This is a genomic window from Chitinophaga sp. SYP-B3965, assembly GCF_009647655.1.
Lineage (GTDB): Bacteria > Bacteroidota > Bacteroidia > Chitinophagales > Chitinophagaceae > Chitinophaga.
Genome location: NZ_WJFD01000001.1, coordinates 2,584,967 through 2,605,413, shown reverse-complemented (window position 1 = coordinate 2,605,413; position 20,447 = coordinate 2,584,967). Strand labels below are relative to the sequence as shown.

Here is a 20,447-nt window from a genome sequence, read left to right as displayed (position 1 = left end):
CAATTATTTCGTTTGATACAGTTGATTGAACAATAACTTAAATGTGCCGTGTGATTGTGCGCGGAAAGTGATCTCAGGACCAAACACAAACAGTTTCCCTGATCCTACAGGCGCTACAAAGGCAGCGATGCCATCCTTCAGGTATTTTTGCCCCCAAGCCCAGCCGCTGTGTAAAGGTGTTTCCGAAGAGAACCACATCAGCTTTTGCATGTTAGCGCCTTCCGTGAACTTAAACACCGGGCTGCGGTCGAAATACACATCGTTCTTTGCGGACATGCCGTAGTTGGCTGGTGCGGTTGTATCCAGGTCTGCTATCAGCAAACTGCCCGGGATGTAATATTTGGTACCTACCAGTGGTTTTTCTTCTCCCTTCGCATTTTTCTCTGTGAGTGCATTGGTTACCGGCAGCTTCAGGTGATACACCAGATTGGTGCTGGAGCCGATCGTAACGATCTGACCACCTTCTTCCAGGAACTTTTTCAGTTGTGGAATGGAGGTATCTGCACTGATGCGGCCTAACCATGGGCGGTATTCAGCAGGAATGTCGGTTGCTTTTGGTTGTGCACCACCTCTTCCCCTGGCTGCACCGGCTCTTGGTTTGCCGGTGTCCGGAATAGCACCGGCAGTAAAGATGATCATATCATATTTCTTGCGCAGTCCGCCGGTATCTATCGTTTTGGGATAGATCATTTCATATGAGAAATTGAACTGTTCAAACAACCACCTCGTCCAACCGGAAGGCATGGAGCCACCGTAGTTATCGCAGATGGCAATACGCATCGGTGAAAGTGCAGTGAGTGCAGTTGGTTTTTTAGCGGCACTGCTTACTACGATATTACTTTGTTGCAGGATGCTTTGTGCTTTGGCAGATGAAGGGATATAGAAAGATCCCAGTGTAACGTCATCCGCTGCAGTGGTTACACGGTACACTTTGATACCGGCTTTCAGCAGATCATTTACCGCTTTGAATGCGTTATTGATCTTTGGGCTGATGAGATAACCTGCTTTTGATAATGCTATGCTTTGTTGCGGTGGTGTTTCGATCTGGCCATAAGGTAATTGTACGAACGGACCTTCAAAACTATTCAGGATGCGATCGAAATGAACGTCCATCTGGAAAGCGAGTGTCCAGCCGGCTGCATCATATGGCCGGATGGGAGGGCCGCCTGCATAAGCAAAATCATTCGGGTGATCCTGTGGTTCAAACATATCTATTACATGCGGGCGGAAAGCCTGCGCCGTTTTCACTACATAAGAACCAGCGGGATAACTTTTACCTGCAATGCTGAATGCCGCAGTGGCTTTATGGATGGTAATGCCGGAACGGCTCAATGCATTGATGAATTTCACGGCCGTGGGAAAATCAGCCTGATCGGCAGGGATCACATAACCACGGGCATCCCGGTAGGTTGGATTCTTTAATACGGCATCAAAGAACTTCGTGCTGGTGGTATCTTCACGGCCAAAAGAGAATTCACTTTCTCCGCCTTCGCCGGTTGCTGCATCTGTTTTGCTGGTATCGGCGGCTTTGTTGGAGGCTTTGATCATGTCTGCATACTTCGGATAGAAGGTCCAGTTATCTTTACCACCCCGTTCGATACCATTTTTACCCATCTTATAAATGTTGTACAATAAACTGCTGCGGTAGCGGGAAGCATAATCCAGTACAGCATAGTTCAGTGATACGCAATAGTCAATAGACTGGCGGAAATGCCATACCTGTGGGGTAACCGGATTAGGGGTGGAGCCTTTGGGTATCAGTCTTTCCGGTACCAGCGGAATATTTTCAGGTGTGGGACCGCCAATGATCTCTGTTAAAATTCCTACCATGTTATGAAAGTAAGGTGTGGTACGCAAGCCACCATTCCACCAGGTAGAGAACTGAGAACCTTCCCGTTCTGTATAACCAGGTTTCCCTTCCACATTCAACCTGTTATTCATGGCAGCACCTACAGCATCTGTAGTGGTCATGATCAGGGGATCAAATACATAGTTGAAGGGATCACGGTAAGGAGGGCCTGCCAGTACAGAGCCTGCAGGGCCACGCTGATGATGGTTGTACATGATCTGCGGGATCCATTCCACAAATAATTGCCGGCTGATGTTCTGACTCTCTTTCATGTTCATCATGTAGTAGTCCCGGTTATTATCATGGCCCACATATTTGTTATAGACCTTGGGGATATTCAGGGCACGTTTCTTTACATCACTTTCGCGCATGTACCAATTGGATACAATTTCCTGTCCGTCAGGGTTAGCGTGTGTCATGAGGATGATCACATTCTTCAGGATGTCTTTTGTTTCCGCATCATTACGGCTCACCAATTGGTACATGCTTTCAATCAGCTGATGGGTGCCTACTACTTCCGTTGCATGGAGGCCGCCATCTATCCACACTACTGCTTTTCCTTCCGCGGCCAGGCTGCGTGCTGCTTCGTCCGTTAACCCTTCTGCATGCGCCAGTTTTTGAGAGATCTGTTTGTAGTGATCCAGTTGCTTGAGATTCTCCGGGTCTGAAATGATCAGCATATACTGACTTCTTCCTTCTTCGGTTAAGCCAATATCCACCAGTTTGGTACGGTTAGAAGCGGAGAGCTTCTTAAAGTATTCCGCAGTTTGTGTGTAAGTGGCTAGTTTGTAATCATCTCCGATATTAAATCCGAAGTGCTCCTTCGGAGAAGGCACTGTTTGCGCCCAGGCTATTGTTACCATCAGTAACAACAGGATCAACATGCGATAGAATTTATACATCATAAGGGTTTGTTGTATAGAGTTGCCCGTTCACAGTTGCGAACGGGCAACTATTGTTAAAGTGTATGCATATTTAAGCTCTCTTGAATCTGGCACCTGTGCGGCAATCGCCAGGCTCCCCACGGGCTTCATCAGCTATATTGTTGAAAAAGGTCACTATCCTGCGGCCATCTTTCAGATTAAGGATGAATTTGAAAATAAAATAATCATTTATTGCCACATTTGCCAGGTTTACATTAGTAATGGTAGCCAGCTGTGCAGCAGTGAAAGAATAGCTCTTCGGGAAGGTGGTCACCGTTTCATATAATATATCACCTGTTCCTACAATACTGGGCAAAGGGAACTGCGCAATATTGGGATACAGGTTGCCAGGGTAGGAGATCACCAGGGGATAAGCCGGTACGCTGGCTTCCGCTTTATTAAAGCTGGTATATACTTCTATCGAGGTCACTTCTTCTCTGCCAAAGCCTTCCCAGTTCAGTTCAAATGCAAATTGTTCATTCGCGAGATTGGGATCGTTGAGATTGAAGAACACCACCTTTGCATTTTGGAATGTAGGCAGGGCAGATTTGATCGTATCGATCTTTACGGTGGGCACTGCTGTGTACTTGTAGTCCTCCCATTCGTAATGTGATTTCTTACAGGATGATACAATAACGATCAGCGTGGCCAGGTATATTAGTGGTTTCATCATGATATTTTTTTTACGTGATGGATCATTTATCCCAGAACACCGGGGTGGTTTGTTGCGCTAATTGCAGCTGGCTGGCATCGGTACCTAAATTGGTGTTGGCTGTCAGCTCTGCTTCAGAATAGTACAATCGAAGGGGGAAAGTATTCAGCGGTGATAAAGGTGCGCGTAATACGGGAAGCCCTGTACGGCGATAGTCTGAATAGGTTTCCATACCGTTGCCATATTGTGCAATGTACTTTTGCGTCATCACCAGGTTGAGCTTGCCAGCTTCATCTGCTGCATCATACTGTGCCACCAGGCGTGCGGCGAAAGCATCGATGGCCGTTGCTGCCAGGGCGTTACCTCCATTGGCTGCTGCATAAGTGCTCAGGCTGTTCAGGTGTGCCACAATGCCATCCCTGAAATTTATTCTTGCATCATCTCCTGTAGCCAATGTCAATGCTGCTTCTGCGCGGATAAATTTCACCATGGCATTTGTGATCATGGGCATGATACCTGCTCCTGTACCATCTGTAACGGCCAGTACTTTAGCGGTACCGTTTGCACCTGTATTGGTGAGATAGAGATTTGTAAGCGGCAGGTTGTTGATAGGTGCATTGTCATACCGGCCGCCGGCAGGATAGATACCAAAAGAAGAACGGCGGCTTTGATCAGCCGGCGAGGCGGTACCATCACCAGGATTACGGCCATAATAACCATTGCTGTTATTGGAATTATTCAGTCCTGCAGTCGTATTCTGCCGGGAAATATAGTAACGCAAACGGGGATCATCGCTAGTGAACAAGAGGTCTATCAGCGACTGGCTCATGTAGAAGGTTTTACCTCCCTGGTATTCTGCGCGGTGCCATGGATGCCGGTTATTAGGATTTTGATTCGTGCCGAATTTAAAGGTGAAGTCCGTGGCATTGGAACTGATCAGTTTGGAAGGGTCTGTGAGCAATGCTTTGATGGCAGTGGCAGAACGTGCCGGATCTACCAGCCTGATCTCGTTATAGAGTTTTAGCTGCAAAGATTTTCCCATGCTGATCCAGGCTGCTTTATTGCCGGCATAAATGGGGTCCGCTGAAGAGGGTACAAGTGCAGTTCCGGCAACACCATTCAGGTTCACTAAGGCGGAGTCTATCAGCACCAGGCATTTCTCGTAAATGTCTTTCCCTTTTAAGAAGGGAGGGCTTACATTCACCGGGCCTTCTCCTGTTTCTTCAGAAAAAGGAATATCTCCCCACATATCTACCATCAGGGTAACGAGGTAAGCTTTTTCCAATCGTGCAATACCTACATATCCCCATTGATCCTGTACAGCCCCGCTGGTGATGATCGTTTGCAGGTCATTTAACGTTTGGGTGTAAAACCCGCTCCAGGAATCATCAAAGCTGGTGCCTTGCTGCTGGTAACGGCTCAGTCCATTAGAGAAAACGGTATGCTGCATAAAGGTAGCAGTGCCGCTGTTCAATGCATACATATTCCCTACCATTGATATTTCCGTAGAAGGTAACAGTAAAGACAACTGCGCCGTAGTAGGGTTATTGGGATCTGAATTGATATCTACAAATTTACTGCAGCCCCCCGTCATAAACAGGATCCCGGCGATACCAATTGCATGTGTTATATGTTTTAATCTCATCCTTGAATAGTTTATATTATCAGAAAGAGCATTTTAAGTTAAACCCGAAACGCTTTGTAGTAGGCACACCCAGCTGATCATATCCCTGAGAGTTACCGGCGCCCAGCGTACTCACTTCAGGATCGAAGTTGGTGTACTTAGGGAAACCCGGTGCCTTGTACCACAGATTGCGGCCGGAAAGAGAAAGGGAAATAGCACCAAATGGTGTTCTGCTCAGCATTGTTTTGGGCAGGTCATAAGAGAATCCAATTTCACGAAGGCGGAATACAGTGGCATCAAATATAGAGCCTTCATTCACACCACCAGGTCCCATACCACCACTGAAGAAATGATCTTCGTAGGATACGGCCACATTGTTTGGGATCTTCTTGCCATCCTGACCCAGCAGGGCAGTGAGTGTATTGATGTCTCCCAGTACACCCGGCGCCACGATCTGGAATTCACGGTCTTCTGTATCTCTTGTTACACCGCGTGACATCATATTACCTATTGTGGAAGAGAATAAACTACCGCCCTGTTTCCAGTCGAATAAGATATTTAAACCAAAGTTCCTGAAGTGGAAAGTGTTGGTGATACCCATCATGAAATCAGGGTTCGGATTCCCGATGGCCAGTAAAGCACCTGATACCAGTGGTTTGCCGGTATTAGGGTCTATCAGGATATTGCCTTCATCATCTCTTGCGTATCCGGTACCCTGGATCTGTCCATAAGGATGGCCTACAATGTGTACGCTGCTGGTACCACTTGTGCCGCCGTAACTGAAACGTTCATAACCTCCCAGGTCCTGGATGATGTTGCGGTTACGTGTAAAGTTGGCATTGATGTTCCAGTTAAGCCCGTTGTTGGATTGCAGGGCTGCAATGGTAAGGCCTATTTCCACACCTTTATTAGTGGCTTCGCCAAGATTGAGTATTTGAGTAGTGTAACCGGAAGAAGGCGCAGCAGTTACTTCAAAGATCTGGGAAGTACTTTTCTTATTGTAGTAAGTGAAGTCTATCCCAATGCGGCTGTTGAAGAACCTTAACTCTGTGCCCAGTTCCAGCTCCGTAATGAATTCCGGTTTCAGGTTTGGATTGGTGAGTACATCTGTTTTTGTTACTACGTTATAGGAACCGTTGCTACCGGTAAAAGGCAAACCTATATTACCGGGAGAGTTAGGAGCGCCCAGTGAAGGATTGATCTGGTAAAAAGCAGCCGTTTGATAAGGAGATGCTTCGTTACCTACTCTTGTATAACCAGCCCTGATCTTACCAAAACTCAGCACCCGGTCTGTCATCTGGAAAGCATCTGTGAATACAAAAGAACCATTCACACCACCGTAAAAATAACTGCGGTTATTTTTGGGCAGGGTAGAGGAAACGTCGTTCCTTCCTACAAAGTTGAGGGAAAGGAAGTTCTTGTAATCAAAAGTGATATCTGTAAAGAAGGCGAAGTAACGCTGCTTCAGGAGATTTCTGTTGTTGTTGAGCTGGATGGGTGTAATGGAACTGGTGTTGTGAATGTCTACCAGGTCCGCTACGATAATGTTATCACCATAAAAAGCTTTGCGGTCAGTGAGCCGTTGGTTCACGTTGTTACCTACAATGGCCCGCAGGGAAAGGTCTGGTTTCAGCTTGGTGGTAACAGTTGCCAGCAATGTGTTATCCAGTTCCTGACGGTAGATGTTATCTGTGGTGATACTACCATTAGGATAAGAGGCAGATCCTTTACCGCGTACATTCGTACGGCGATCTGTGTAGGAATTGAACCCGATGGTGTTCTGGATATTCAGCCAGGGGGTGGGATCAAAACCCAGGATCAGGTTGCCATAATAACGGTCTACCGCGCTGGTGGATGGACTGTGTTTTACAGACCAGTAAGGATTGTCCACACCGGTATAGTCATATACGTTACTGCCATCGTTTGGATTTTCGAAAGGATAGTTGGTAAGGTCAAAGCTGGTAGGAACATACATCAGCGCAGACATGATAGAACCGGTAGTGCCGCCGATAGGAGGTGTTGTTTGCCGGGTGGTTACATAGTTGATGGAACCGCTGGCATAAAATTTATTTTCCAGTTTAATGTTACCGCCTACATTCACGGAAGTGCGGTTGATCTCATTAGAAGGCACCACACCATTATTCATAGTATGAGAGAAACCTGCATTGAAATTCCCTTTTTCACTACCGGAAGAAATGGTGATGGCATTCTCATACACATTACCTGTTCGGAAAAAGTTTTTCACGTTCTGGTCTGCATAAGACTTATAAGGCACCTGGATGGGCGTTACGCCATCTGCTTCATAGAACTCCGGAAATACGTCTGATCCAAAGGTCCTTGTTAATTGATGTGGTACTGTGGTACGGGTAGGCAGCAAGCTGTTTACACCAGGGTAGGGCTGGCCCCAGGAAGCATATACACCATGCCGGTAATCGTTATTGGTACCCTGTCCATATTTTGTTTGATATTCCGGCAGGCCTGCTACATTTTCAAAAGCATAAGATGTGCTGTAAGTGATCTCTGTTCCTTTACGGCTCATCTTTTTACCGGCTTTTGTGGTAATGATGATAGCGCCGTTGGCTGCGCGGGAACCATATAATGCAGCAGCAGCAGCACCTTTCAGTACTGTCATGCTTTGGATATTATTGGGGTCCAGGTCAAACGCACGGTTGGTAACACCTACACCACCAACGGAAGTGGCACCTACGTTGGCAAAGCTGGAGTTGTCAAAGGGAACACCATCTACCACAAATAAAGGCTGGTTGTTTCCATTGAGGGAAGAGTTACCGCGGATGGTGATATTAGTAGCACCACCGGCAACACCGCCAGCTGATTGAATATTTACACCCGCTACTTTTCCTGTGAGGGCGCGTACGGGGTCTGGTTCTGATTTTTGTGCCAGCTTATCTGATGTAACAGTAGATACGGAATAACCCAGGCTGTTCTTCTGGCGGGCAATACCGGCAGCTGTTACAACGATGTCCTGTAATTGCTTTACGGCTACTTTTAAATGGATGCTCTTAGCATTTGATGCCATGATCTCCAGGGGCTGATAGCCGATAGCAGTAACTATCAGCGTAGCGCCCTGTTTTATTTTCAAAGAGAATGCGCCGTCTGGGCCGGATGTGGCACCATTACCGGTACCTTTCTCCAGGATGGTGGCACCGGGGAAAGGTTCATTTGTTTCACTGAATACTTTTCCTTTGATGAGAGAATCAGCTACAGCGTGTACGCTTGCAAGTGGTTTGATGTCCACATCATTATTCTCTTTGAGGATAATAAAGCGATCGCTTACTTCAAAATCAATTTCAGTGCGGTTGAATAATTTGTTCAGTACTTTACCCAGCTCTTCCTGGCGGGCACTGGCCGTTACTTTTTGGTCTAATGCAATATGACTGGAACTGTACACGAACTTAACATCCGCTTGATTTCCGATCTGGTGCAGGACGTTCTTTAAGCTCATATCATCCACCTGTATGGAGATCCTTTTATTAAGGATTCCCTGTGAATAACCTGCTTTAGCATACGTGATCCCGAAGAGGAAAACTGCTGCCATAAGGTGTCGGGACGCCGTTTGCATGGATTTGGAGAGAAGGGCTTTTGCGCTTACATTTGTAGACATAGTCCAGATTTCTTGTTAGTAGATTTAGTTGAACGACACAAGGAATTCCCTTGCCGCATGTCAGTGCGGCGAATACTTGGGCTATCATTTTGCAGCGGGAGGGATGTCAACCCTCCTGCTTTCCTTTTTTTAATCAGTGCTTACTTTAGTCATAGGCTTGCCTTTTTTCAGTTTGATTTTGGTTGTTGTGTTTTTTAGTTGTGTCTTGTTTGCTGTTGCAGAGAGATTGTTTTTCCCTCCATTAATACCTCCAGGTTGAGTGCCTGCCCGATCATCTTCATAGTGTTCTCTAAAGATTGATCAGTAAGATCGGCTGTGATTAAATTATGATTGATCGTAGTGTCTTTCAGTAGGATCTGTATATCAAACTTGTTTTCGATGCGTTTTATTACCTCCTGCATATTGGCGTCGTTGAAAGCCATGTCATATTCCGTGCCGCGGGTAAGTTCATGCAGCGGGTGCACTGCTTTATGATCTTTGGCAATGGTTTCAGATGATACAGCATATACTGCTTTTTCATTTGGATATACCATGATGCGCCCGGCTTTTGCGGAGGATAATGATATCTTGCCTGTTAGTACAGTTACCTCCGTTTGCTGGCCATTACTCCTGATATTGAAACTGGTTCCTAATACCTGCGTAGTTAATGGACCGCAATGGATATAAAAAGGATGTTCTGCATCTTTTGCTACTTCAAACAGTGCTTCTCCTTCCAGTGTTACAACGCGGCTGCCTTTACCAAAAGTAACCGGGAAGATCAGTTTGCTGCTGTCCTTTAGCCATACTATAGAACCGTCTGACAGGATCAGTTTCCTGATCTTACCCTTGGCGCTGGTAACATCTGTAAGGCGGTGCGGCGCTACCAGGTTTAATAAATTATTCCTGTATAAGGTACCGGCTATAATAAAGAGCGCTACCGTGGCAGCTATCTTTAATCGTTTTAACTTTCTTACCGGCGCAGGTTGTTCTGCTGCCTGGATACGTGTCAATAACCGCTCGTAGCCTCCCTGTCGGGCTTCTTCCCGTTCTTCTTCCGGTAAGGTTTCAAATGCCTGTTCGTCCGCCATTCTTTCCAGCAACTGTTCCACCTGTTTTGCTTCCTGGGCGGAGAGTTGGCCTTTTAAATATTGATCGATCAGTTTTTTAATTGCATTATTGTCCATAGTTGCTGCGTGGTAATGGTGTTTCTAATAAGTAAGTAAACTGAGAAGAGGGGAACACCTACGCGGCGTATAAATTTATTTTATCAGGAGTATAACGGTCAGGCAAAGGTAATGGCCTAATACGGTCCGTAGTTGCCGGAGCGCTTTGGTGAGGTGGTTTTCCACTGTTTTGTGGGAGATGTGCAGGGTGTCTGCAATGTCGCGGATAGAGAGCTGTTCATGGCGGCTCATGCGGAAAACCTGCTGGCATTTTTCGGGCAGCATGGCTACTGCTTTATCCATGGTCTTCTTCAGGTCGTTGGCGTTCACCTGCTCTTCATTGGAGTTATCCGTTATCTTTTCAGCGCTTAAAAAATGCCGGGCATAATTTTGCCGGATATTGGCTGCCTTTATGTAATTTAATAACTGGTATTTTACGGCGGTGAACAGGTAGGAGGAAAGGGAATGGGTTACTTCCAGTTCTTTGTGTTTCTTCCAGAGGGCAAAGAAAACTTCCTGTATGATCTCTTCTGCGGCTTCTTTACTTTTCAGGCGGTTATATACATAACCATATAATTTGGGCCAGTAACTGTCGTAAATATGTTTAAAGGCTTCCATATCGCCTTCTCTCAGGGAAGCAAGAATTATAGATTCATCTAAAGAATGGTATTTGTTTTTAATATCCAATTTTTTAACGATGATTTGACTTACGACTATAAAAGAACAAAAAAAATCCTGAAAATTATAACGAAAACATAAATAAATGTACTTAGTACAAGTAAAAAGAACTTATTATAAAATATGTAATGTATAATACTAATACTAAAAAAGCCTTTAAGCGTTTTGCTTAAAGGCTTTTTTTATAGACAATAAATAGCTTAATGCATGGGCGTTTCACTTAAACTACCGGTTCCTTTGATGGCTTCCAGCAGATCAGGGCGTTCTTTCTTCTCCCGGTTAAGTACCTTATTTGTAATAATGATACTGAGTAACATACAGGCTGCTCCAATCAAAAAGTGGATCCCCGGAAAATGGAACGGGGCGTGTGCAGACGTAAAGTAAGCAAATGTGCCGTTCATGATCAATGGGCCAATAATAGTAGTGAGGCTCATTAAACTGGTGAGGGCGCCTTGCAGTTCTCCCTGCTGATTAGCGGGTACATGAACGGATATTACAGATTGAAGTGAAGGCCCGCATATTCCGCCCAGGCAATAAGGGATCAGGAAAGCGAACATCATCCATCCTTCTGTGGCAAAGGCAAAGAGAGCCAGGCCTAATGTATAAAGCCCCAGCCCCAGGTAGATACTTTTTTCATTTCCGATCTTAGGAATGATCACCCTGGTCAATCCTCCCTGTACGGCGCCAACCAGTACACCTACCACTGCCAGGGAAATACCCACCATTTTTTCGCTCCAGTTAAAACGATAGATGGTGAAGAAGTTCCAGTTACCCTGTACTGCCTGGGCTCCCAGGTAGATAAGGAAAAAGCTGATGGCCAGGCCACCGATCTCAGGATGTTTGGTTAAGAATTTCAGAGAGCCGGATGGATTAGCGCGTTTCCATTCAAAGGGCCTGCGGTTTTCTTTGCTTAATGATTCCGGTAATAAGAAGTATCCGTATAAGCAGTTCAGCAGGCAAAGTGCGGCAGCGGCATAAAAAGGTGCCCTGATGCCCCAGGTGGCCAATAAGCCGCCCAGTGCGGGTCCCAGCACAAATCCTAAACCAAAGGCAGCGCCGATCATACCAAAATTCTTGGCCCTTGCTGTTTCATCCGGGCTTATATCCGCAATGTAAGCAGTAGCAGTAGTAAAGCTGGCGCCTGTAATACCGGCAACGATACGGCCTACAAATAACCAGCCGTAAGTTGGTGCCAGTGCCAGGATGATGTAGTCGATCCCAAAACCTAATAAGGAAAATAATAAGATAGGGCGGCGGCCATACTTATCACTCAGGTTGCCCACCAGTGGGGCAAATAAAAATTGTGCGATGGCAAAAACGGATAGTAAAAGGGCACCGTAAGTACTGGCTTCGTTTACGGGAATACCTTTTAACTGTGCAATCAGGTCTGCCATCACGGGAATGATCAGGCCCCATCCCATTACATCTATCAGTAAGGTGACGAAGATAAAGCCGAGGGCAGCTTTCTTGTTAGTGGTTTGCATGGTTAGGCTGTGGTTTTAAGTGGCACAAACTTACGGCCAAATACTTAACAACAGGGGATGTGAATACGCCAATTTATAGGGCGATTACGTCAATTAGATAAAAAAGCCGGCCTTATACAGGAGCCATTGCTGCAATTATATGGTATTCAGTTAGGTATAACCCGGATATCTATACTTTTCCAGTTCGGAAGAAAGCATTTTTCTTTATCTTTAGTAAAGATTTACAAAGAGAATAAGGATTCATTAATTCAACCAAAACTATTCTGCTTCACCAAGCTTCGTCCCTGAAGCTGGTATTCTTTCTTTTTTTTCATTAACGCCAAAATTGCACATCATGAGAAATTTATTCATGAAGAAACAAAGACGATGGAAAGCATTTTCACTGATCTTGTTTTTTCAACTAATTACCGCCCTTGCCTATTCCCAGGTGCGTATAAGCGGAACCGTTACTGCACCGGACGGAACTTCGCTGCCCGGTATTACGGTACGTGTCCGTAATGCCACTGTTGGCGCCAGTACAGATGCTAATGGCAAATACAACTTTGCCGCGACTGTACAGGCCGGCACTTATGTATTGGAGTTCTCCGGTATCGGCTTCAAGCAGAAGAATAAAACCATTACGATAGGCGGCGCTGATATTACCGCAGATATGCAAATGGAAGAGGATGTGCTGAAGATGGATGAAATTGTGGTAATCGGTTCTACCTTAAGACAATCCCGGAAACAGCTGGGGAATACGGTTAATTCCGTAGATGCCAAACAGCTGAGCAATACAGGATCTGGTAACCTGGGAGCAGCCCTGCAGGGGAAGGTGCCCGGTGCACAGATCCAGCAAACTTCAGGTGATCCTTCCGGTGGTATTTCCGTTCGTATGAGAGGTACAAGTACCATCATGGGATCTGCAGAACCTTTGTATGTTATTGATGGGGTGGTGGTGAGTAATTCAACCATTAATGTAACGAACCTGAACGTATCCGCTACGGGTGTAGCGAACCTTGGTGTTGGAACGGGTACTCCTGATATGGGAACGAACCGTATGGCGGATATTAATCCTAATGACATTGAAAAGATAGATATCATACCAGGGGCCTCCGCTTCCGCCATTTACGGTTCACGAGCCAGTAATGGTGTAGTGCTGATCACTACTAAATCCGGAAAAGCCGGGCAAATGAAAATTGACTTTGGTACCAGCATCATCGCGAACTCTTTACGGAAGAAGGTATACATCTCCACTTATGGTAAACAGTTTGGATCTGCCGCACTCCGTTTGGGGAATATCAGTGACGGGCCGGGAAATGTTACTATCTATAACAGACCTGACGGGCAGGTGAGGAGATTGTCAACTGACCTGGTGGATGTTACCCGTTATGATTACCAGGATGAGATCTTCCGTACAGGCATCGGAACTGATAACTACGTTTCATTGAGCGGAGGAACAGAGAAAACAAAATATTATTTCTCCGGCGGTTATTATAACAATGAGGGTATTATAAAGAATACGAATTTCAGGCGGTTTAACTTTAAAACCAGGATAGAGCAGACGGTTAATAAATACCTGACCTTGATCGGCGGTATATCCTATGTGAATAGCTTTTCCAATGAAAAGCCCAATGGGAATGTGTTCTGGAGCCCCATTAATTCCATCAACATCACTAATAACATCTATAATATAGAGGAGAGGGATGTGAATGGTAATCTTAAGGGGGTAGAGCCTACCCGTGTAAATCCGCTGAGCGTGATCGAGCATATGAGGCTGAACCAGTCCGTTAGCAGAACGATCACAGATCTGCAGGTGAAACTCAGGCCAGTTGAAGGGCTGAGTATAGATTATATCCTCGGTATAGATAATTATAGCCAGGAAGGAAGTAATCAGATAGACAGGTATCCTTACATCGCTGCACAGGAGGGGTTGGGTTATGCATCTAACGCTTTGGTGAGTTCTTTCCAGATCAATAATGATATTAATATTTCTTATGAAAAGAAATTCAGCGACTTCTCTTCTTTAACGGTTGCTGGTTTCAATCATCAGTATCAGAAGCTTACAGGTTTGTTTAATGAAGGGCGGGATATGCTGCCAGGGATCACTACCATCAATGGCGCTGCGGTAAAACTAGATCCCCGTTATACTTATGATCAAAAGCAGATCTTTGGCGGGTTCCTGCAACAAACCTTCGGGTATAAAAGTATCCTTTTCATCACAGGAGCTGCCCGGATAGATGGTAGTACTGTGTTCCCTAAAGATACAAGAACGTACTTCTATCCAAAAGTGAGTGGTTCTTTTAGTCTCAGTGATATGGATTTCTGGAAAGATATAGGCAACTGGTTCAGTTCTGCGAGGCTAAGGGCTTCCTGGGGGCTTGCCGGTAATCTCAGTGGCATTGGGTCCTATTCAAGGTTTAATACTTATCTATCCGGTAGTATTAACGGAGTTGCTACTTATAATATTGATCCAACTTTGGGTAATGAAACTGTGGAACCTGAAAGGTCCAGTGAGTTTGAATTTGGTACTGACCTGTCTTTCCTGAATAATAAACTGGGAGTGATCTTTACAGTGTATAATAAGAAGATAGTGGGTAATTCTTTGCTTGTAGCCAGGGTGCTTGCTCCATCTTCCGGAGGCAGCAACAAAACAGCTAACGTAGGTAATCTTACGAATAAGGGATGGGAGCTTGGTATCAGCGCCAATCCTGTTTCCGGTAATAATTTCAACTGGAATATCAGCGCATCTGTAAGTAAGAACGAGAACCTGGTAACATCCTCCAGCCAGGTATCACCTATTGCACTGGCTAATGCCGCCGGTTCTGTATCAGTTATCATGGCCGGCCAGCCGCTGGGAGTTTTCTATGGTAACTATTTTGAAAGGGATGCCAGTGGTAATCTGGCATTGGATGCTGCCGGCAGACCTATTGCGGCAGTTAATAACCCCACCGCAAAAGTATTGCAACGGAAAGTACTGGGAGATCCTAACCCGGACTGGATACTGAGCTTTAATAACAGTCTTGCCTACAAAAAACTGAGCCTGAGTTTCCTGATCGATGGCGCATTGGGGCATCAGGTATTTAATGCGGACAGGAGAACAAGGCAGGGTGTAGGGATAGGTGATTATTCCGAAAAGGAGATAAAGGGTGAACTACCCAGGGGGTACATTTTCGCTGTATACAATACAGAAGAATGGCGTGTGGAAGATGCTTCTTATGTGAAGTTAAGAGAAGTGGCCCTGTCTTATGAATTACCTTCATTTGCCAGGTTCATCAGATCATCTTCTATTTCACTGGTAGGCAGGAACCTGATCAGCTGGGATGATTATGATGGATATGATCCTGAAACAAATGCAGGTGGTAACAGTTCTGTATTGAGAGGGATTGATTTTGGTAATGTGCCCATTCCAAGAACATTTCAGTTATCCTTCAGGGCTAGTTTTTAATCTCAAACTATTGCAACATGAAAATGCTTCGAATAAAACAGACCATTTTATTACTCATGCTGGGCAGTTGTTTTCCCATCATTTCCTGTAATAAAGAATACATTAATCCAAGTGCTGCTTCCGTTCCAAGTGTAACAACCAGTGTGGAGGGGTTAATGACCCTTTGTGCCGGATTGCAGCGCAGGTTTACGATCGGCAGGCAGAGCCCGTTATATTGTGCACCCATTGGTGGTGGATATAGTGTGTATGCATTATATACCATTAACATTGGTAATACTGCTGAAAAGGAACTGGAAACCGGTAAGGGTGCCGTAACACAAGGGAATGCTGTAGTGACCCAATTGTGGGCACAATGCCTGCTGGGCAAAACAGAAGCGGAAGTTGTTTTAAGTAACTTAACAGTAGCAGCAGATCCTGCGGACAGGGTAGGGTTGAAGGCTTACGCCAGTATCTTTTACGCGCTGAACCTGGGTACACTGGCGCAATTCTTTGAACAGATACCGTTAGTGAAGGGAGAGAATGCGGCGTTCAGTCCGCGTGCGGATGCTTTGCAAAAAGCAATCGAGGCTTTGGAAAGTGTGGATGCAGATCTGGCAACTACTAGTCCCAGCGCAAAGTTCCTTACTAAAGTTCCTCCGGGCATAGACATTAAGAATACGGTGAAAGCGTTGCTGGCAAGGTATTACAATATACAGAGCATGATCACCGGAACTTATAATGCTGCATCCGGCAATAAGGCTTTGGCCTTTGCCGCTGCGGCTAGCCAGGTTATCAAATCTGAATTCCGGTTTTCTGCAGTTAACACCAATCCACTCGGCGAATGGAATGTTACCGTTAATGTTTTTGGCGCTATTGATTCCACGCTGGGTTTAAGGAATGGACTTGCGCCGGTGCCTGCAGCATCCGATCCACGCGTTGGGTTTTATATCAGCAGAACGGGGCCTACCACTTTCCCGCTGAAAGGATTTGCGCAGGTGATCACTACTTCCTATCCGGTTTATTTACCTGGAGAGATGAGCCTCATCATAGCAGAGAACTATGCGCGGCAATCCCTGTTCCCGCAAAGTAAAACTGCCCTGGATGCGGTGCGTACCAAAACGACGGATATATATGGCATTGGGGCTTCTCAGCCTGCTTACAGTGGTGCCATGACCATGCCAGCTTTGCTGACGGATATCTATAAACAAAGAAGACTGGAGATGTTCATCAGTGGCCAGGAATTGGAAGATAGCCGCCGTTTTGCACGGCCGGCACCTAATGTGGCGGGTGAAGAACGGAACAGGAACTTTTATCTTTATCCCTTAATTGAAAGAGATAACAATACGAATACACCGGCTGATCCGGGTATTTAATTTAAAAGGGCCTGCAATTTGCAGGCCCTTTCATTTATCAGAAACTTAGCTTAATTTACTGATTCCACGCATGATCGCTTATAACAAATATTTACCTTTTACCGCTTTGGAAGAAAAGTGGGGGTTCTATGTGAACACGGTAGGGTGCTCCAGGGTAGCCCCTGCACAGTCATATCCCAGTAACAAACATGAGCATCCCAGCAGCCATTATTTTACCTGGAATTCCGGGCGTATTTTAAATGGCTATTATCTTGTATTCATTTCTAAAGGAGAAGGCGTTTTTGAATCTGTAGGAACGAATTCGATCAACGTTAGTGCCGGTACCTGTTTCTTCCTGTTCCCGGGGGTATGGCATCGTTATAAACCAAATGAAAAATCTGGATGGGAAGAGTATTGGGTAGGGTTTAACGGAGAGTATCCACAGCGCCTGATGAGTAAAGATTTTTTCAATAAGGAACTGCCCCTGGTGAATGTTGGTCTGAATGAAGAACTGCTAATGTTGTTCCAGCAATTGCTGGAAGTGGTGAAAGCCTCCCCGGTAGGGTATCACCAGGTGATCACCGGCATTACGTTGCAGATCTTGGGATTGGTAAATGCCATGTCTATTTACGAGCATTATGATAATGATCCTACCGGCAAGCTGATCGCGAAAGCTAAATTCCTTATGCGCGAATCCATTGAGAAACCCATCGATCTGCAGGAACTGGTGAAAGAGTTACCAATGGGCTATTCAAAGTTTAGAAAAGTATTTAAAGAACAGGCAGGCATTTCTCCCAACCAGTATTACCTGAACCTGCGGCTGAAAAAAGCAAAGGAACTACTTACTTCTACTAGCCTCAACGTTGAAGAAGTAGCTTACCATACCGGGTTTGATGATATCTTTTATTTCTCAAAGCTATTCAAGAAAAAGAATGGTCTTTCTCCCAAAGCATTCCGGATAGAACATCTCAATCAGTTATCGTGAACCGGTAATTGCCGGAACCGGCTGAGAGTATATTCCCCTCTAAGATTTTAGCGCCATTCAATTGATCAGGCTTCATACCGGGAGGCAGGATGATCTTTGCAGTCGTATTGCCGGGGATGGTGATATCCAGTTGTATAGTATTGCCGGTGCGCTTCCAGGAAGCAACCATCTTCCCGTACAAAGACTGTGTTTGCAGTGTTACACCATCCAGGTCCTGCATGAATTGCGGGGATATAATGAACTGCTGAAATCCGGGATGTTCTTTATCCGGCCTTATTCCCCCAAGGTATTTGAATAACCAGGAACCGATATGTGCGCCGTATGGATGATGCCCTGTGCCATATCCTTTGTTGTTGAGATTTTCTCCCAATGTACTTTTTTCATCCTTTACCATCTGCAGCCATCCGGGACTTTCTTTCTGGCTCACCATTTTGTAGGCGGTATTCATATGGCCGTAGGTGGAGAGGTAATTCAGCAGTGGCAGCACGCCAATAAAACCTGCACTTACATGATCATTGTTTCCTGCAATGGCATCCATGAGCCGGGCTTCCACCTTTTGTTTATACGCTGCGGGAACCATATCAAGGTATAAAGGGAGGGCCTGTGCAGTCTGGGAGTTTTTTGCGTACCAGCCTGTGCTGCTGTCAAGGAAGGCAGCATTGAACTTGTCTTTAATATTTTCTGCCTGCACAGCATATTGTGCCGCGATGTTTTTTTCGCCGATCAGGTTTGCAAATACGGAAAGCCTTTTGGACATCCAGTAATAGCCTGCTGTGGAGGTTTGTGCAACAGGTGTAAGGCCCGGGCCATTTTTGTGTGTAAGGTCCAGCCAGTCACCTAAAGACCAGTATACAAGATCATTCTTTGCAGTGGTGGATATAAAATCGAGGTATCTTTTCAGCGCAGGGAAAGCATGTGCAATAATGGCGGTATCGCCGGTAAATTCAAACAGCTGATCCGTGATCAGGAAGATGGTTCCGCCCCACCAGGGATCATCAAAGTAAACAGGTGTGCCAGCAGGTGTGAGGTAAGCCCAGCCATTGGTAGGAACAATGGACGCAATATGCCCGGAAGGTTCCTGTGCATCGATATAATCCTGCAGGCTCTTTTTATAGGCATTGATAGCATCGAAATTATAGAGGTATGATTCCATGGTAACCCATGCATCCAGTGTCCATCCCATTTTTTCACGGGTAGGTTCTTCTGCAGGCATGCCATGTATGCTGTTGAGCAGCGTACGCTGTATGGCTTTTTGCAAATGGTTGTAGGATGTGCTGGAACTGGAGAAGTAACCGGTAGTATCCAGGCTGGTGTGCACACTTTTTGCCTGGATATCGTTCAGCGAAGGAGGAGCGGAGAGGCCTTCCAGTTGTACATATCTGAAGCCATGATAGGTAAAGCGAGGTTCAAAATATTCTTTGCCTTCACCGTTGAGGATGAATATTTCCTGTTGGAAACGTCCTTTTGTATGGCTTGCGCTGTATTTTTTGTTTAATGTACTGTCTTTTGTGAGTGCTTCATTATACCAGCAATCTACTTGCTGCCCTTTTACTCCTTTTGTATGCAGTGATACCCAGCCGGTGATGTTCTTTCCGAAGTCAACCAGGTATGTTCCTTTTTTCGGTTCGGTGATGCGTTCTGGTTTTATCACTTCGTTCACCCTCATGGGAGGAATGTATTGTGTGGTGAGTTTACCTGTTGGGGGAGGAACGGTGATGGCAGAAAGCCAATGGGCATCGTTAAAAGGAACATTGTTCCAGTTGTGCTCAGTTGCACGGTGATCAATGGTTTCCCCGCTGCGGATACTGTTATACACGATCTCTCCGGTATGCCATTTCCAGGAGGTATCTGTTGCGATCACCACGGTTTGCCCATCTGTATATTCCAGCCGGAGGTTGACAATTACTTTGGGTGGTGTTTTCCAATTGGCCAGCTGCATCTGGAAGAGGTCTGCAGTAGGTGTGTTATAGAACCCATTGCCAAGTATAACGCCAATGGTATTCTGTCCTTTTTTGATATTGCGCGTTACGTCATGTGTGATATAGTTCACCTGTACCTGATAATCTGTAAAGGCTGGGTCCATCACACGGTTGCTGATCTTGTGGCCATTCATATACAGTTCATAGTAACCCAGTCCGCTAACGTAGGCAGTTGCTTTTTTCAGCTGGCGGTCCTGTATAAATGATTTCCTGAAGTACATGGCAGCAGTATCCGGAGAAGTATAACCTTCATTTTTGCCCCAGGTATCCATAGAAGCACGTTTGGAAGACACCGCTGCATATTTGCCGGAGATCCATTGGCCTTGCCAGTCCTTTTCAGATAATAGCCCCATACTCCACAAAGCATTGCTGCTCCATTTTGCATTTTTCGTTTGGCCGTTCCATACTTTTACTTTCCAGTAGTAATATTTCCCTGCCTGCAATGCAGGACCTGCATAGCGGATGTGCTGGCTTTGTGCAGAGAGTACTTTACCGCTGTTCCATACATCACCGGTGTTCTTATCCAGCAGTTCCCTGCTGGAGGCTACCAATACCTGGTAAGCACTTTGCATCAGCCCTTTCCCTGGTGAACTTAATTGCCAGCCCAGTGAAGGCCGGAGTTGGTCAATACCCAGTGGGTCTGTGAGGTATTCACAGGTAAGGTGCGAAATGGAAAAGGGAGTACCTGCTGAGCTCCATCCTGCAGATGGAGCGGCCAGCAGGCATATGGCTAGAATAAAGCGAATTGGCATCC

At 45.7% G+C, this 20,447-nt stretch carries 11 protein-coding genes; 3 read left to right on the top strand and 8 right to left on the bottom strand.

Annotation, left to right across the window (positions count from 1 at the left end):
* Positions 1-3: 3 nt before the first annotated feature.
* From GFS24_RS10105 to GFS24_RS10075, 7 genes are all read right to left on the bottom strand, one after another.
* A complete protein-coding gene (locus GFS24_RS10105) occupies positions 4-2,754 on the bottom strand; it encodes a M14 metallopeptidase family protein (protein ID WP_153659439.1) in 2,751 nt (916 codons plus the stop codon).
* Between the two features lie 70 nt (positions 2,755-2,824).
* A complete protein-coding gene (locus tag GFS24_RS10100; RefSeq protein ID WP_253906426.1) occupies positions 2,825-3,445 on the bottom strand; it encodes a hypothetical protein in 621 nt (206 codons plus the stop codon).
* Positions 3,446-3,467: 22 nt separating this feature from the next.
* Positions 3,468-5,069 carry a SusD/RagB family nutrient-binding outer membrane lipoprotein gene (locus GFS24_RS10095; protein WP_153659438.1) on the bottom strand — a complete coding sequence of 534 codons (1,602 nt, stop codon included), beginning with the start codon at positions 5,067-5,069 and terminating at the stop codon, positions 3,468-3,470.
* 19 nt (positions 5,070-5,088) lie between these two features.
* On the bottom strand, positions 5,089-8,670 hold the full coding sequence (locus GFS24_RS10090; protein WP_153659437.1) for a SusC/RagA family TonB-linked outer membrane protein: 3,582 nt from the start codon (positions 8,668-8,670) through the stop codon (positions 5,089-5,091).
* Positions 8,671-8,864: 194 nt separating this feature from the next.
* A complete protein-coding gene (locus GFS24_RS10085) occupies positions 8,865-9,833 on the bottom strand; it encodes a FecR family protein (RefSeq protein WP_153659436.1) in 969 nt (322 codons plus the stop codon).
* Between the two features lie 75 nt (positions 9,834-9,908).
* Complete coding sequence (locus GFS24_RS10080) at positions 9,909-10,499, bottom strand: RNA polymerase sigma-70 factor (RefSeq protein ID WP_153659435.1); 591 nt, start codon at positions 10,497-10,499, stop codon at positions 9,909-9,911.
* A gap of 191 nt (positions 10,500-10,690) precedes the next feature.
* On the bottom strand, positions 10,691-11,974 hold the full coding sequence (locus GFS24_RS10075; protein WP_153659434.1) for a TCR/Tet family MFS transporter: 1,284 nt from the start codon (positions 11,972-11,974) through the stop codon (positions 10,691-10,693).
* 334 nt (positions 11,975-12,308) lie between these two features.
* Between GFS24_RS10075 and GFS24_RS10070 the strand changes: the two genes are divergently transcribed.
* The 3 genes from GFS24_RS10070 to GFS24_RS10060 all read left to right on the top strand — a co-directional run bounded on the left by GFS24_RS10070 (position 12,309) and on the right by GFS24_RS10060 (position 17,714).
* Positions 12,309-15,398 (top strand): SusC/RagA family TonB-linked outer membrane protein, encoded by a 3,090-nt coding sequence (locus GFS24_RS10070; protein ID WP_216647384.1) that lies wholly within the window; start codon positions 12,309-12,311, stop codon positions 15,396-15,398.
* A gap of 17 nt (positions 15,399-15,415) precedes the next feature.
* A complete protein-coding gene (locus GFS24_RS10065) occupies positions 15,416-16,750 on the top strand; it encodes a hypothetical protein (protein ID WP_216647383.1) in 1,335 nt (444 codons plus the stop codon).
* Positions 16,751-16,820: 70 nt separating this feature from the next.
* Positions 16,821-17,714, top strand: coding sequence for an AraC family transcriptional regulator (locus GFS24_RS10060; RefSeq protein WP_153659433.1), 894 nt, complete (start codon positions 16,821-16,823; stop codon positions 17,712-17,714).
* On the opposite strand, the gene GFS24_RS10055 is transcribed toward GFS24_RS10060, so the two are convergent.
* Complete coding sequence (locus GFS24_RS10055; protein ID WP_153659432.1) at positions 17,698-20,445, bottom strand: alpha-L-rhamnosidase; 2,748 nt, start codon at positions 20,443-20,445, stop codon at positions 17,698-17,700. The genes GFS24_RS10060 and GFS24_RS10055 overlap by 17 nt on opposite strands.
* Positions 20,446-20,447 lie beyond the last annotated feature (2 nt).